Below are 13295 nucleotides of genomic sequence, written 5' to 3'. Positions count from 1 at the left end.
TTCAATCGGCTCTCAGTCCTGCTTCAGGACCCACAACAGCTCGTGACGGCGCACGGCCTTGCGGAAGAATTCGTTCTCGCCGTAGGGCGATGGACTACGGCCCGCCAGCAGTTGCTGCAACCACCTGCGCACTCGACGCTTGAACGGCGCTGGCGGCTGCAGGTCGTGCATCATGCCCAGGGCCATGGCCTTGTCCTGCTGCTGGCTCAAGGCGAGGGCGAAACTGCACGGCACCAGCTCCACAGCGCCATCGAAACGTGGCGGCAGCGCCACGCCAGCGCCGGAATCGCCCATGGGCCAACGGTCGTTATCATGCAGGTGATTGGCGTAGCCGAGCAATGTGTCGGGCTGCCACTCCAGCCCCTGCAAGGCCTCCAGCACTGCTGCGTGGGCGCAGATATGGTCGGCGTGAGGGTCCAGCAACGGCGTGGGCAAGACGATGACCTGGGGCCGCGCCTTGAGCAGCAGCGCCCGCAGGTCGGCGATCAGGTTATGCCAGGTCGGTGCACCATCAGCATCGCCAGGCAAGGCAAAACCATTGAACTGGCGAAACAGCCGCGTATCGGCCAAGTCGGCTTCGCGGGAGGCTTGAGGCTGACCTGGCGCGGCCTGCATCGCTTGCAACTGCATGCAGAAGTACCCCAACTGCACGCACTGCGCCTCGGGCACGCCCGCCCAGCGGGGCACGGCGACGCTGTCCCAGGCCCGCAAACGGCCCTTGAGGCGTGCGGCTTCAGCCTTGGGCAGGCCCATGTGCTGATAATGCTCGGCCTCGATTTCACCAGCCGTTAGCGTGACGATCCAACTTTCAGTCGCCTGGCTGTAAAGGCTGAACGCAGCCAGTTCAGCATCGTCGGCATGGGGCGCGATTACCATCACACGTTGCTGGCGATAGTCCGGCTGGCGAAAGCGCCACAGCGTCGGCTGCCCCTTGATCCGGCAAAAGCGCCCGCGCAATTCGAGCTTGCCCGCGGCCAAGGCTTCGGCGGCGCCGGTCAGGTTCAGATAACGCCGCCCAGCGACGCCGCGCTCGAAGGCTTGCCGGTCCGGGCTTTGCAGGCCCAACAGGTCCACAGCAGGGTCGAAGAAACGCCCCAGCCAGGTACTTTTCAATTCAATACCGACGATCAGGGTTTCATCCGCCGCCAACGGCGCATCCAGCAGCAGCCGGCCCGCCTCCAGGCGCAAGCCGGGCTGTTCGCTGCCGGCCGGGAATGCGTACTCATAGCTGTCTTTGGGCGAGTAAAACAGGTGATCGGCAAACCAGGCTTCATGGGCGGCCCACAGCAGCACCGCAAGGATCAGCGGCAACCACCAGGCGACCAGTACGCCGGTGGCGACCAACACCAGCACGCCGATCAATAGCGCAATACGCTTGTTACGCCGATGGCGCTTGAGCAGTTGCTGTTTGCGGCTCATACGCTGAACACCGGCACCGGGTTGCACCAGCGCTCCTTGTATTCGCGGTCGGAACGCCCGAAGGAGAAGCGCAGCGACTTGTTCGCCGCCCGCGCCTGTTCCCAGGCACTTTGGGTATTGAGAAAACTCAGCACACTGCCGGGGCTGAATGCACGGGTTTCAGGGTCTACGCCGCCGTTGACATACTCGGCGCTGAACCACTCATTGGACTGCACCTGATACACCAATTGCACTGCAATCGGCGCGTCGTTCAGAAACAGCACCGAGCCGAACAGGAATTCCTTGAGCAACTCCAGCACCTCGGCCAGACGCGCCGCGCCCGCCGCCGGGAAGCCCCAACGGCGCTGGAACAGGTCGCAATAAATCGCCGCCAGTTCTACGCTGGAAAACTCACTGACCGCCCGTACCACGCCGCCCGCCTCTTCCAACAGGCGCAGTTCACGCCGCTGGTTATAGCGAAACTTCTTCGACAGGTCTTCGGGCGTGCGCGCCATGGCCAACTGCTCGGCCTGGGGCTTGAGGGTGCTGACGCGCCCTTGATTGAGCGTCGACAGGTAGCGCGCACGATGCCGCAACGGTACCTGCGCATCGGCAGCAATCGGCAGAATGATCTCGGCGTTGCCCAGGTCAAACAGGCCTTTCTTGCCGCTGCGCTTGAGCACGTCCTTGGACAGCGCCAGGTCGCGCCCCCAGGTGGCGATCGCCCCCTTGAGTTCACCACCTTGCTCCCAGCCCAGGTAGCGCACAGGTATCTGCGCCAGCCCGGCCAATCGCTCGATCACCTGGGGATGGGTCGCCACACTGCCGCCGTAACGCTGCCAGGCCTGGGCGTAAACCTCGGCCTCGACAGGCGCCCAGCCACGTTCACGCCAGCCCTGGAAGCGGTTCAGCATTTAAACCACGGCGTCATAAGGGTCTACGCCGTCCTTGACCACCAGGATGTCTTCCATGATCAGGTACTGCAGGTCCGAGCCGAAGAACATGTTCAGCGCGTCGGTCGGCGAGCAAATCATCGCTTCGCCACGACGGTTGAGCGAGGTGTTCAGGGACACGCCGTTACCGGTCAGCACTTCCAGCTCTTTCATCATGTCGTAGTAGCGCGGGTTGTATTCGCGCTTGAGCACCTGGGCGCGGGAAGTACCGTCTTCGTGCACCACTTCCGGTACGCGGGTCTTCCACTCTTCGGCGACTTCAAAGGTGAAGGTCATGAAGGGTGCGGGGTGATCGACCTTGATCATCTGCGGGGCCACGGTGTCGAGCATCGACGGGCAGAAAGGCCTCCAGCGCTCGCGGAACTTGATCTGGTGGTTGATGCGATCCGCCACGCCGGTCGCACTTGGGCAACCGATGATCGAACGACCGCCCAAGGCACGCGGGCCAAACTCCATGCGGCCCTGGAACCAGGCTACCGGATTGCCGTCGACCATGATCTGGGCAATACGCTTAGGCATGTTCTCGATCTTGCGCCAGTTCGGCTTGCTCTCGTGCTTGGCGCACGCGGCAATCACGTCTTCGTTGCTGTAGGACGGGCCGAGGTAGACGTGTTCCATCTTCTCGACCGGTACACCACGAGCATGGGACACGTAGGCCGCCGCACCGACGGCGGTACCGGCATCGCCGGAGGCCGGTTGCACGAACAGTTCTTTTACGTCGTCACGGGCAATGATTTTCTGGTTCAGCTTGACGTTCAGCGCACAGCCGCCGGCGAAGGCCAGCTTGCCGGTGTCCTTGAGGATGTCGCCCAGGTAATGGTCGATCATCTGCAAGGCCAGTTTCTCGAACAGCGCCTGCATGCTGGCCGCGTAGTGGATGTACGGCTCGTCGGCGATGTCGCCTTCACGTTTCGGCCCCAGCCACTCGATCAGTTTTGGCGAGAAGTAGAACCCCTTGCCCTTCTCTTTGTAGCGGCGCAGGCCGATGACGTTGGCGTAGTCGGTGTTGATCACCAGCTCGCCGTTTTCAAAGGAGGCCAGGCGCGAGAAGTCGTATTTGCTGGCATCGCCGTACGGCGCCATGCCCATAACCTTGAACTCACCGTCGAGCATCTCGAAACCGAGGAACTCGGTGATCGCACCGTACAGGCCGCCGAGAGAGTCCGGGTCGTAGAATTCCTTGATCTTGTGGATCTTGCCGTTTTCGCCGTAGCCGAAGAACGTGGTGGCGTACTCACCTTTGCCGTCGATGCCCAGGATCGCGGTTTTTTCCTGGAAACCCGAGCAGTGGTAGGCGCTGGAAGCGTGGGCCAGGTGGTGTTCAACCGGTTCGATCTTGATTTTCTTCGGATCGAAGCCCAGTTGCTCCAGGCACCAGACAATCTTGTTGCGATAGCGCTTGTAGCGACGGTTACCCATCAGGATCGCGTCGAGGGCGCGGTCCGGGGCGTACCAGTAGCGCTTGGCGTAGTGCCAGCGTGCCTCGCCGAACAGGCTGATCGGGGCGAATGGGATCGCCACCACGTCAACGTCCGAAGGCTTGATGCCGGCCTGTTCCAGGCAGAACTTCGCCGACTCGTAGGGCATGCGGTTCTTTGCATGTTTGTCGCGTACGAAGCGCTCTTCTTCGGCGGCCGCAATCAGCTTGCCGTCGATATACAGGGCTGCGGAAGGATCATGGCTAAGGGCGCCGGACAGGCCAAGAATCGTCAATGCCACTGGGGTCTAGCCTCTTTTAGTCTGCATGCAGGCGCATCGCGCCTGAAAAAAGTGTGCTTCCCGCCCGGGCGGGAAACAGCTAAAGGGCGGGATTATAGCTTAAAAGCAGAGGGAAGCTGTTAGCGGCGAGAAGGGCTAGCGGAAGATCTCGATGCTGCCGTCCTTGTTCTGGCGGTAGATCGTATAAGGCAGCATCAGGGTATCCATGACACCAGAGGCGACAAATTCAATCGCGATGATCGGGAAGCCATTGCCTTGGCGATCCAACAGGCTTTGGTCCTTCAGGCTTTTATCCGGTGCGGGCTCGCCATTGAGGGTACAAAAGCCGTAGATCACCCCACTGTAGATACGCGGCACGTTTTCGCAGTGGCTGCGCGACTCCTTGAGGTTCTGGCTGGCCACGGCATCCGGACGGAAGACGGTATTGATCGTTCCGCAACCGGAGACCAATAACAAGGTTGAAACCAGCAGGACTTTGAAACCACGACTCACGGACAACTCCTTTCGTCCAGTAGATGGGCTGGACAGGTGCCTTTATACCCATAGGCTCATGAACGGCCTGGACGCCAATATATGCTGATATTACCGTCGGCCGATTGTCGATAAATCGTATAGGGCAAAACCACCGTATCGGCAACCGCGGACACCGCAATATCTACGAGCACGAACGGTATGAGGAACCCGGTGGGGTCCGGGGCCGCGTGCAGCATGCAGAAATCAAAGGCCACGCCGCTGTAAGCGCGGGGAATGGATTGGCAATAGGTTTTTACGAGCCTGAGCTCACGCGCCGTGTCGCCCTCTTTGCGCATGACGCTATTAACGGTTCCACAGCCGCTTAATAACAGCGCAGCGACACTTATACCCAGTGCAGTCATTATTTTTCTTGTCATATCCTAGCCTCGCAAACGGTCAGCCACGCTAGCACCGAGAGACTGGCTCATTCATCCGAGAAGCACCGCCACATTGCGTGGGAAAAATCCGAAATGGTAAAACTTACCTGACTGTTTAAACTTGCGCACTTTTTGCGCGCCTTCGCTATGCGTGCCCGAGACTCTGGCTGCCTCATGAAAAAAACGCACGCTCGCTTTTCCCTCTTGCTGCCTGGCCTGCTGGCCTTGAGCAGCACAGTGCAGGGCGATGATTCGCCACTGACCCTCGCCCCCACCGTCGTCAGCGGTTCGCGCAGCGCTAGCCCAACGTTCGATTTGCCCTATTCCGTGGACGGCATCAACCGCGAACAGATCAGCGACGGCCAACTCGGCATCAACGCCTCTGAAGCCCTGTCCCGCGTGCCCGGCCTGGTGGTGCAGAACCGCCAGAACTATGCGCAGGACCTGCAAATTTCTTCCCGAGGTTTCGGCGCCCGTTCAGCATTCGGCGTGCGCGGCATCAAGCTGATCGCCGATGGCATTCCCGCCAGTACCCCGGATGGTCAGGGTCAGGCCGCCACCTTCAACCTCGACACCGCCGAGCGCATCGAAGTGCTGCGCGGCCCGGCGGCGACGCTGTATGGCAGCAATGCCGGGGGCGTGATCCAGATGTTCTCCCGCGACGGCGAAGGCCCGCCGCGTATCGGCGCCGAAACCCTGGTGGGCAGCGACGGCCTGAACAAGAACCACCTCAGCGCCGAGGGCGCGGCGAATGGCGCGGGGTTTGTGCTCGACGCCTCGCGCATGGACACCAACGGCTACCGCGATCACAGCAGCGCGCGGCGCGACCAGACCTTCGCCAAGCTCAATGTCGAGCCCGATGACGACAGCAAGCTGGCGCTGATCTATAGCAGCCTGGAGCAGAACGGTACGCAAGATCCACTGGGGCAGACCTGGGCAGCGTACAAGGCAGACCCGCGCTCGGTAAGCGCCAATGCGCTGAACTACAACACGCGTAAAAGTATCGATCACCAGCAATTGGGGATGAATTACGAGCGGTATTTCGGCGCTGCGACCTTGCAGGTCAATGCCTACACCGGGCGACGCAGTGTGATCCAGTACCTGTCGATCCCCAAGGGCACGCCCGCCAACGAACGCGGCGGTGGCGTGGTGCAATTTGACCGTAAGTTCTACGGCGGCAGCGTGCGCTGGATGCAGCCCATCGAAAGCGCGCCTGGCGAGCTGATGATCATTACCGGCCTGGATTTCGACCAAAGCGAAGACAGCCGCCATGGCTATCAGAACTACAGCGGCAACACCCTCGGCGTGAAAGGCCAACTACGCCGCGACGAAATCGACACAGCTCGCAGCCTCGACCCGTATATCCAAGCCAACTGGGCCCTCGACCGCTGGACCCTGCAAGCCGGTATCCGACACAGCACCATGCACATGGACGTTGACGATCAGTTCCTGAGCAATGGCGACGCCAGCGGCAACAAGACCTACCAGAAAAACACACCGTCGATGAGCGTGATGTACGCGTTCACACCCGACCTGCACGGCTACATCAGCGCAGGCAAAGGCTTTGAAACCCCGACTCAGGCCGAGCTGGCCTATGCACCGGGCAACACCGAGGGCTTCAACTTCGGCTTGAAGCCGTCTGAAAGTACGCAATATGAAATGGGTGTGAAAGCGCAACTGAACAACACGCGGATCAACGCCGCCGTTTTCCAGATCACCACTGAGGACGAACTGGTAGTGCAGCAATCCATCGGTGGCCGTACCAGCTACCAGAACGCCGGTCGCACATTGCGCCGCGGCTTCGAACTGGGTGTTGAAAGCCAACTGAGCGACCACTGGAGCACCAGCCTCGCCTACACCCGCCTGCACGCAACCTACGACAGCGACTTTGCCAGCGGCGCCAACACCATCGACAAAGGCAACTACCTCCCCGGCGTGCCACAAACCACCCTGTTCGCAGAACTGAACTGGAAACCACGGGACTGGGTCAGCACCGCCATCGAAGGCATGTACCGCAGCAAGGTCTACGTAGAAGACACCAACCAACAACACGCCGCACCGGCCTACAGCGTCTTCAACTGGCGCGCACGGTTTGAGCAGAAGGTAGAGCACTGGACCTTTCACCAGACCTTGCGCCTGGATAACCTGCTGGGCCGTCAGTATGTAGGGTCGGTGATCGTGGGGGATGGCAATGGCCGCTATTACGAAGCGGCGCCGGGGCGCTCGTGGTATGCGGGGGCCGGGGCGCAGTATCAGTTCTGACCCCAATACCGATCAGTTAAGCGAACACAATGCAAAACAATGAAGATCAAATGTGGGAGCGGGCTTGCTCGCGAAGGCGTCAGCCCAGCAAACACTAATGCTGACTGACCCGCCGCTTTCGCGAGCAAGCCCGCTCCCACAGGGCCCGCTTCAACTGACGACACTGATCTCTTTGGGCAACCGCTGATCAATCACCCGATACAGCGCACTGTCTTGGGGCCAATTGCGCATAAACCGCGCCCGATCCTTGGCGTATGCCGGCGCAAAACTGGCAACAGAACCGTGCTGGCACATGGCATCCAGGTCAATCATCGCCCAGCGCCCGTCATTCCAGAACAGGTTATGGCCCTTGAAATCCCCATGGCTGATGCGCTCGCGGATCAAGTCGGCAAACAACTGGTCCAGTGCCTGCAACTCGCTCTCGGGCGCCTCGCCGCTCTCCACATACGGCGCAAAGCGCTCGATGATGTCTGGCCCAGGCAGGTATTCGGTGACCAGGTAAGCACGGCTGCGCAACCACAGAAACCGTTTCTCCAGCACCGCCAGCGGCTTGGGCGTGGCGAAGCCCAGGAAGGCCAGGCGGTTGCCTTCGCGCCAGGAGTGCCAGGCGCGGCTTGGGCGCCAGAAGCGCTTGAGCCAATGGGCAAAGCCCTTGATGTTGTAGCGCTTGATCACCAGCGGCCGGCCAGCCACGTCGACCTTGGCCACGCTCGCCGCGCCACCGGTCTTGTACAGGTGCCCCTGGTCGAGCAACGCATCGGCTTGCTCAAGCACCGGCACCATCGCGGCTTCTTCTTCGCGGCGGATCGCACGCAAGCCAAAAGCGCCGCGCACCACACTGAACAGCGTGCATTCGCGGCCGGTCTTGTCCAGGTAGTCTCTCAAACGCCAGGCGCTGACTTTACGCACCTGCTTTTCCAAGGCTTGCATTGGCAAGGCGTGTTCGCCGTTGGCCAGCAAGTAATACACCAGCAACTCTTCGGTAAAGGGCTCGAGGTTTTTCGGCAGTTGGGCGAAGAACACACCGAGATTCTCCAGCACTCGATTGCGCGACAACGGCTTGCCCGCCTCTTCGACACGAATACCGGCGCCATCGATCAAATACAGCTTGCCATCCTTGCGCAGCAAGTTGTCCAGATGCAGGTCTTCTTGCCACAGGCCCTTGGCATGCATCTGGGCAATCGCGCCCAGCGCTTCGGCGAGCACGGCGGTTTGTTCGTCCGCCAACGGCGGCAGGTTTTCGACGGCAAGCCAAGCGTCGGACAGGCTTTGGGCACCCTCGATAAATTCAAACAGCAGCCAGCCACCCTCGCCGTCCTGCAAGCCATCGGCCAGCAGCAACGGCGTGGTCAGGCCTTGCTCAGCCAACAGACGTACACCCGTGAGCTCACGCTGAAAATGCCGCGCCGCCTTGCTGCCCACCAACAACTTGGCCAACACCGGGCGCCCCCGCCACACAGCGGCCCCCACGTAGCGCTGCCCCGGCAACACCCGCAGCAGGCTCAGCAATTGCAATTGTCCAGGGCCGGCGGCATCCGCCAGGTCGAGGGTCAGTGGCAGGCTGGGGGTACGCCCAGCCGTTTTCAGCTTGGATAAACGCATCAGCGGTTCTCCTTGTGGCTGCGGCGCGCGGTCAGGCGCTGGTGCCAAGTGGACACCAGGGCACTGTCCTCGGGCTGTTCAAGGTACGCCGCCAGCAGTTGGCGCACCTGCGCATCCGACCATTGCGGCGCGCGGCGCAGCAAAGGTTCCAGGTCCTTGACCCGGTCACGCCAGCCAAACAACAGCGGGCGGGTTTTCTCCAGGTCGATCAACTGCGCGGCGTAACCCTCACCGGCAGGCTGCAGGAAAATATGCTTGGGGTAAAAACAGCCATGCACCTGCCCGACGCTGTGCAGATGACGCGCCAGCTTGCCGCACGCCAACAGGACCGCACCGTGCTGGGCTGCGCTCAATTGCGCCCACTGCTCCAGCAACGAATCCAGGTCATTCCAGCCATCCAGCGCACGGGTGAGCAGCATCGCCCGGCGCTCGCCCTTGACCTTGCGCTCACCGAAGAACGCCGCTTGCAGGGCCGGGATACCGAGCTTTCGATACAGGCTGATGTTGCGAAACTCGCGGGCAAAACTCGGCTCGCCAAACGGGCGGTGCAAGGTGCGCGTGAGGTAGTTGCTCTGGCGCTTGAGGTAGTAACCTTGCCCCTCAAGCTCCAGGCGATACACGCTGCTCCAACCATCGCCGCTGGTGTTCGGCTCATCCACCGCATCCAGTTGCTTGGCCCACAGGGCGTCGAAGGTCGCCAGGCCGTTGCGCTCAAGCAGAGCGCGGTCTTCGGCCGCCAGGAAGTCACTCATTCGCGTCCCTCGAAAAACTTCACCACATGGCGAATTCGCTGTTTGTCCGACGCGGTCAGGTGCGCGCGCTGGCGATATTGCAGGTAGAAGCGCAGGCGCTGGGTGGCCGACAAGTGATACTTGGCGACTTTGTCCAGGCAGGCCAGGTCCTTGGTGATGCGGTACTTGAGCCAGAAACCGCGCCAGAAATCACCGTTGGGGCAGTCGATCAGGTACAGGGTGCGCTGGTCGTCCACCAGCAGGTTGCGCCACTTCAAGTCGTTATGGGTGAAGCGGTGATCGTGCATGGTGCGCGTGTATTCGGCGAGCTGGCGGCTGATGCCATCGACCCACCGGGGGTCTTTGAGGCGCTCATCGTGACGCTCGGCCAACACCGACAGATCTTCGGTCTTGGGCAGTTCACGGGTGATCATGGCGCCACGGTTATAGGCCAGGCCCTTGCGGTCCAGGCCCCAGGCCACCACGTCGGCGGTGGGGATGCCCCACTTGGCGAAGCGCTTGAGGTTCTGCCATTCGGACTTCACCCGCGGCCTGCCCAGGTAACGACGCAGGCCCTTGCCGGCACCTACATAGCGTTTGACGTAATAATTGACCCCACCACGCTCCACCCGGATCACCTCCGACAACGGGTCGCGGGTCAGCCGCTCGCCTTGCAGGGCGAACACCGCGTCCAGGCTTCCAAAGTCATCCGCCAGGGCGGCGTAGGCAGGTTCCAGATTCCAACCCGCCATCAGATCGCATCCCCGTATCGTTGTTTACGCGCATACAGCTTTGCTGCCATGCGTTCCAGCGCAGACAACAGCGCGGTTTGCTCCGCCAGGATCTGGCGCAGCGGCTGCTGGAAGTAGGCCTTGAGAAAACGCAGCTTGTCGCGCTGGGTCAAGCCGATCTCCAGCGCGGAGTAATACAGGCCGGCCAGGTCTTTATTGCGCCAGCGCACAGGGATCGTCGCACGCACCTGGGCACGGTGCAGGTCGATCACCGACAGCTTGAGGTTGTCGACGCTGATGGGCCGGTCGGTGTGCAGCAGGAAATGGCAGAGGTAGCAGTCACGGTGGTTGACGCCGCCCCGGTGCATCGCGCCGACGGTGCGCGCCAGCTCAAGGGTCAAGGCATGCTTGATGGCCGGCACGGGCGGTTGCTTGACCCAGTCCAGGGTCAGGTCTTCCAGGCTGATGATGGGGGTCAGTTCCTGGGTGATGATGAACGAGTGCTGGTCGGCCGGGTTGCTGCCTTTTTCACCGAACGCCACGGCGGTCATGGTCGGTACGCCAAGCGCTTGCAAGCGCTGGATCGCCACCCACTCCTGGCCCGCGCCCAACACCGGTAATTTGGCGGTGACCAGGTTCTTGAGGATTTCGCCCCAGCCGATCCCACGGTGGATCTTCACAAAATAAGGCTGGCCCTCGACCACCGTACGCAACGTACGGCGAGCGGCCAGCTCGCGGAATACCTGGCCTTCCAGCTTCTCGACCTCGGCGAACGCATCGCGCCCGGCCCAGAGGGTCTTGAAGGGTTCGGCTAGAATCAACTTCATCGGTTTGGCTCCGCCAGAATCAGGTCCGCAGCGTACTGCGGCATGCTAAAGAGGTCGGCCGTCTCGGCGAAGGCCAGACCATTGCGACTCCAGGTCGCACGCGCTTGTGGGTCGTCGAGCATATCGACCAAATACTGGTTGAGCTGGGTTTGCTCGAACGGCTCGTCCAACACCCGGCCGCTCTGGGCCTTGTCGATGTAGAACGCATAGCCGCACACCTGGCTCACCAGTACCGGGAGGCCGGCGACCACCGCTTCGACCAGCACCATGCCGGCCGCCTCGTTGTACGCAGGGTGAATCAACAGGTCCGCCCCCAGCAGGAAACGCGGAATATCATTGCGGCCCTTGAAGAACTGCACCTGGTCGCCCAGGCCCAGCGCCGCGCTCTGCAATTGGAATACTTTGGGGTCGTCCTGGCCGATTACAAATAGCCGGGTGCGTTTCTTCAGCCGCGAAGGCAGGGCGGCCAGCGCCTTGAGGCTGCGGTCGACGCCCTTGGTCTTGAACCCCGAACCGATCTGCACCAACAGCAAATCATCTTCGGCCAAGCCGAATTCAGCGCGGAACTCGGCGCGGATCTCGGCGGCGTTCGGCGGGGCGCGGCGGTCGCGGGCAATACCCGGTGGCAACAGGTGAAAACGCTCGGCCTGGGTGCCGTAATACTGGGTAAACAGCTGCTGCTGATGCTCGGACAGCACCATGATCTGCGTCTTGGCGTTTTTATCGAACACGGCGCGCTCGTATTCGGCAAAGTGCTTGTAGCGCCCGAACCAGCGATACATCGGGTTACGCAGGGTCTGGGCCTTGTCCTCGAACACACCGTCGGCGGCAAAGTACAGATCCAGCCCCGGCATCTTGTTGAACCCCACCACGCGGTCCACCGGGCGCTTTGCCAGGTCGGCCTGGATCCAGGCGTAAAGCTTTTCGTTGCGGCGGTGGTTGACCAAGGCCTTGACCGGCGCCACCAGCACCTCAAAGCCTGGCGGGATATCGCCTTCCCAGATCAGGGTGTACACCCGAATGCTGTGGCCGCGCTGCTGGCACTCCAGGGCGATGCGCATGAAGTCGCGCTGCAGGCCACCGAAAGGGAAGTACTTGTACAGAACAAAAGCCAGTTGCATCAGTGCTGCTCCTCGGCCAGTAACAACGTGCTCAGCCGGCTTGCGACACGCTCAGGGTTCAAGCGCGTGAAGCACAGGGGCGACTCGCGCGCGATGTCGAACCGCCGCAGGTCGTCGGCAGTGGGTTGATAGGTGCACTGTTTTTGCAGGCAAGGCGCACACGGCCAGTCGCTGGCCAAGTGAATCTGGCCTTTGCCGTAGGCGCCGGTAAGGCCTGGGTTGGTGGGGCCGAACAGGGAAATGGTCGGCACATCCAGTGCCGCCGCCAAGTGGCCAAGGCCAGTGTCGACGGCCACGCAGGCACGGGCGCTCGCCAAGACACGAGCCACCCCCGCCAGGTTGAGCTTGGGCAACACTTCGGCGTTGGGCAGGCCCAGGGCCAGGCGTTCGGCCCGCGCCTTTTCGGCAGCGTTACCCCACGGCAGCTTTACGTCCACGCCCAGGCGGCCCATGCGTTCGGCCAGCTCGCGCCAATAGGCTTCGGGCCAGTGCTTGGTGTCCCAGGTAGTACCGTGCAGCAGCAATACGAACGGTTTTTTCGGCGGCAGGCCGAGCAGTTTTTCGACGCTCAGGCCGTAGTCGCCCAGGCGTTGGGGCAGGTCGTAGCCCAGCGCCACGGCGAACAGCTGGCGCAAGCGCTCCACCGCATGCTGCCCACGGGCCACGGCCAGGCGCCGGGAGTAAAAGCGCGCAGCCAGAGGTTCACGCGCAGAATCTTTGTCGAAGCCGGCGATGGGCGCCCGCACATAACGGGTCAGCCAGGCGCTTTTGAGCAAGCCCTGGGCGTCGATCACCAGGTCATATTGGGTCGACTGTACCGCCTGCTTGAAACGCCGCCATTCGCCGCTCTTGACGGTTTGCCAGAGGTTCTTGCGCCAGCGGCGAATCGCCACCGGGATCACCTTGTCGACCGCCGGGTGCCAGGTGGGGATTTCGGCAAAGCCTTCTTCCACCACCCAGTCGAACCGAATGCCGGGAACTGCCCGCGCTGCGTCAGTGAGGGCCGGCAAGGCATGGATCACGTCGCCCAGGGATGAGGTCTTGATTACCAGAACCCGCAA

General features: G+C 61.8%; 12 protein-coding genes. 1 reads left to right on the top strand and 11 read right to left on the bottom strand.

Annotated elements, in window-relative coordinates; translation table 11 throughout:
- Positions 1–12: 12 nt before the first annotated feature.
- The 5 genes from ODQ19_RS08795 to ODQ19_RS08775 form a co-directional block, all read right to left on the bottom strand.
- A complete protein-coding gene (locus ODQ19_RS08795) occupies positions 13–1419 on the bottom strand; it encodes a PIG-L family deacetylase (RefSeq protein WP_330209821.1) in 1407 nt (468 codons plus the stop codon).
- Positions 1416–2312 (bottom strand): GNAT family N-acetyltransferase, encoded by an 897-nt coding sequence (locus ODQ19_RS08790; RefSeq protein ID WP_330209820.1) that lies wholly within the window; start codon positions 2310–2312, stop codon positions 1416–1418. The genes ODQ19_RS08795 and ODQ19_RS08790 overlap by 4 nt, the downstream gene beginning before the upstream one ends.
- Positions 2313–4070, bottom strand: a complete 1758-nt coding sequence (locus ODQ19_RS08785) for a carbamoyltransferase family protein (RefSeq protein WP_116666241.1) — start codon at positions 4068–4070, stop codon at positions 2313–2315. It abuts the gene before it with no gap.
- A 135-nt stretch (positions 4071–4205) separates the two neighbouring features.
- Positions 4206–4562, bottom strand: a complete 357-nt coding sequence (locus ODQ19_RS08780; RefSeq protein ID WP_116666240.1) for a YceK/YidQ family lipoprotein — start codon at positions 4560–4562, stop codon at positions 4206–4208.
- A gap of 56 nt (positions 4563–4618) precedes the next feature.
- A complete protein-coding gene (locus tag ODQ19_RS08775) occupies positions 4619–4945 on the bottom strand; it encodes a YceK/YidQ family lipoprotein (RefSeq protein WP_116666239.1) in 327 nt (108 codons plus the stop codon).
- 189 nt (positions 4946–5134) lie between these two features.
- Between ODQ19_RS08775 and ODQ19_RS08770 the strand changes: the two genes are divergently transcribed.
- Entirely contained in the window at positions 5135–7222 is a 2088-nt protein-coding gene (locus tag ODQ19_RS08770; RefSeq protein WP_116666238.1) for a TonB-dependent receptor family protein, read from the top strand.
- A 150-nt stretch (positions 7223–7372) separates the two neighbouring features.
- On the opposite strand, the gene ODQ19_RS08765 is transcribed toward ODQ19_RS08770, so the two are convergent.
- Genes ODQ19_RS08765 through waaC form a run of 6 tightly spaced genes read right to left on the bottom strand, consistent with a single transcriptional unit; the run spans position 7373 to position 13295 of the window.
- A complete protein-coding gene (locus ODQ19_RS08765) occupies positions 7373–8824 on the bottom strand; it encodes a lipopolysaccharide kinase InaA family protein (RefSeq protein WP_330209819.1) in 1452 nt (483 codons plus the stop codon).
- Entirely contained in the window at positions 8824–9576 is a 753-nt protein-coding gene (locus tag ODQ19_RS08760; protein WP_330209818.1) for a lipopolysaccharide kinase InaA family protein, read from the bottom strand. The genes ODQ19_RS08765 and ODQ19_RS08760 overlap by 1 nt, the downstream gene beginning before the upstream one ends.
- Positions 9573–10307 (bottom strand): lipopolysaccharide kinase InaA family protein, encoded by a 735-nt coding sequence (locus tag ODQ19_RS08755; protein ID WP_003187993.1) that lies wholly within the window; start codon positions 10305–10307, stop codon positions 9573–9575. The genes ODQ19_RS08760 and ODQ19_RS08755 overlap by 4 nt, the downstream gene beginning before the upstream one ends.
- Positions 10307–11113 (bottom strand): lipopolysaccharide core heptose(I) kinase RfaP, encoded by an 807-nt coding sequence (gene rfaP / locus ODQ19_RS08750; RefSeq protein WP_014716628.1) that lies wholly within the window; start codon positions 11111–11113, stop codon positions 10307–10309. Before rfaP ends, ODQ19_RS08755 begins: the two co-directional genes overlap by 1 nt.
- Positions 11110–12234 carry a glycosyltransferase family 4 protein gene (locus tag ODQ19_RS08745; RefSeq protein WP_014716627.1) on the bottom strand — a complete coding sequence of 375 codons (1125 nt, stop codon included), beginning with the start codon at positions 12232–12234 and terminating at the stop codon, positions 11110–11112. Before ODQ19_RS08745 ends, rfaP begins: the two co-directional genes overlap by 4 nt.
- Positions 12234–13295: a lipopolysaccharide heptosyltransferase I gene (waaC, locus tag ODQ19_RS08740; RefSeq protein ID WP_116666233.1), complete on the bottom strand. Its 1062-nt coding sequence runs from the start codon at positions 13293–13295 to the stop codon at positions 12234–12236. The genes ODQ19_RS08745 and waaC overlap by 1 nt, the downstream gene beginning before the upstream one ends.

This window comes from Pseudomonas sp. AM4(2022) (assembly GCF_036346515.1).
GTDB classification, from domain to species: Bacteria; Pseudomonadota; Gammaproteobacteria; order Pseudomonadales; family Pseudomonadaceae; genus Aquipseudomonas; species Aquipseudomonas paracarnis.
Note: the sequence above shows the minus strand (reverse complement) of the source record. Positions and strands in the feature narration are given on the sequence as shown.

Coding starts and splice junctions, on each gene's coding strand:
- rfaP (WP_014716628.1), bottom strand. CDS start 11,113: ATGAAGTTGATTCTAGCCGAACCCTTCAAGACCCTCTGGGCCGGGCGC.
- ODQ19_RS08790 (WP_330209820.1), bottom strand. CDS start 2,312: ATGCTGAACCGCTTCCAGGGCTGGCGTGAACGTGGCTGGGCGCCTGTC.
- ODQ19_RS08765 (WP_330209819.1), bottom strand. CDS start 8,824: ATGCGTTTATCCAAGCTGAAAACGGCTGGGCGTACCCCCAGCCTGCCA.
- ODQ19_RS08775 (WP_116666239.1), bottom strand. CDS start 4,945: ATGACTGCACTGGGTATAAGTGTCGCTGCGCTGTTATTAAGCGGCTGT.
- ODQ19_RS08770 (WP_116666238.1), top strand. CDS start 5,135: ATGAAAAAAACGCACGCTCGCTTTTCCCTCTTGCTGCCTGGCCTGCTG.
- ODQ19_RS08745 (WP_014716627.1), bottom strand. CDS start 12,234: ATGCAACTGGCTTTTGTTCTGTACAAGTACTTCCCTTTCGGTGGCCTG.
- ODQ19_RS08795 (WP_330209821.1), bottom strand. CDS start 1,419: ATGAGCCGCAAACAGCAACTGCTCAAGCGCCATCGGCGTAACAAGCGT.
- ODQ19_RS08755 (WP_003187993.1), bottom strand. CDS start 10,307: ATGGCGGGTTGGAATCTGGAACCTGCCTACGCCGCCCTGGCGGATGAC.
- ODQ19_RS08760 (WP_330209818.1), bottom strand. CDS start 9,576: ATGAGTGACTTCCTGGCGGCCGAAGACCGCGCTCTGCTTGAGCGCAAC.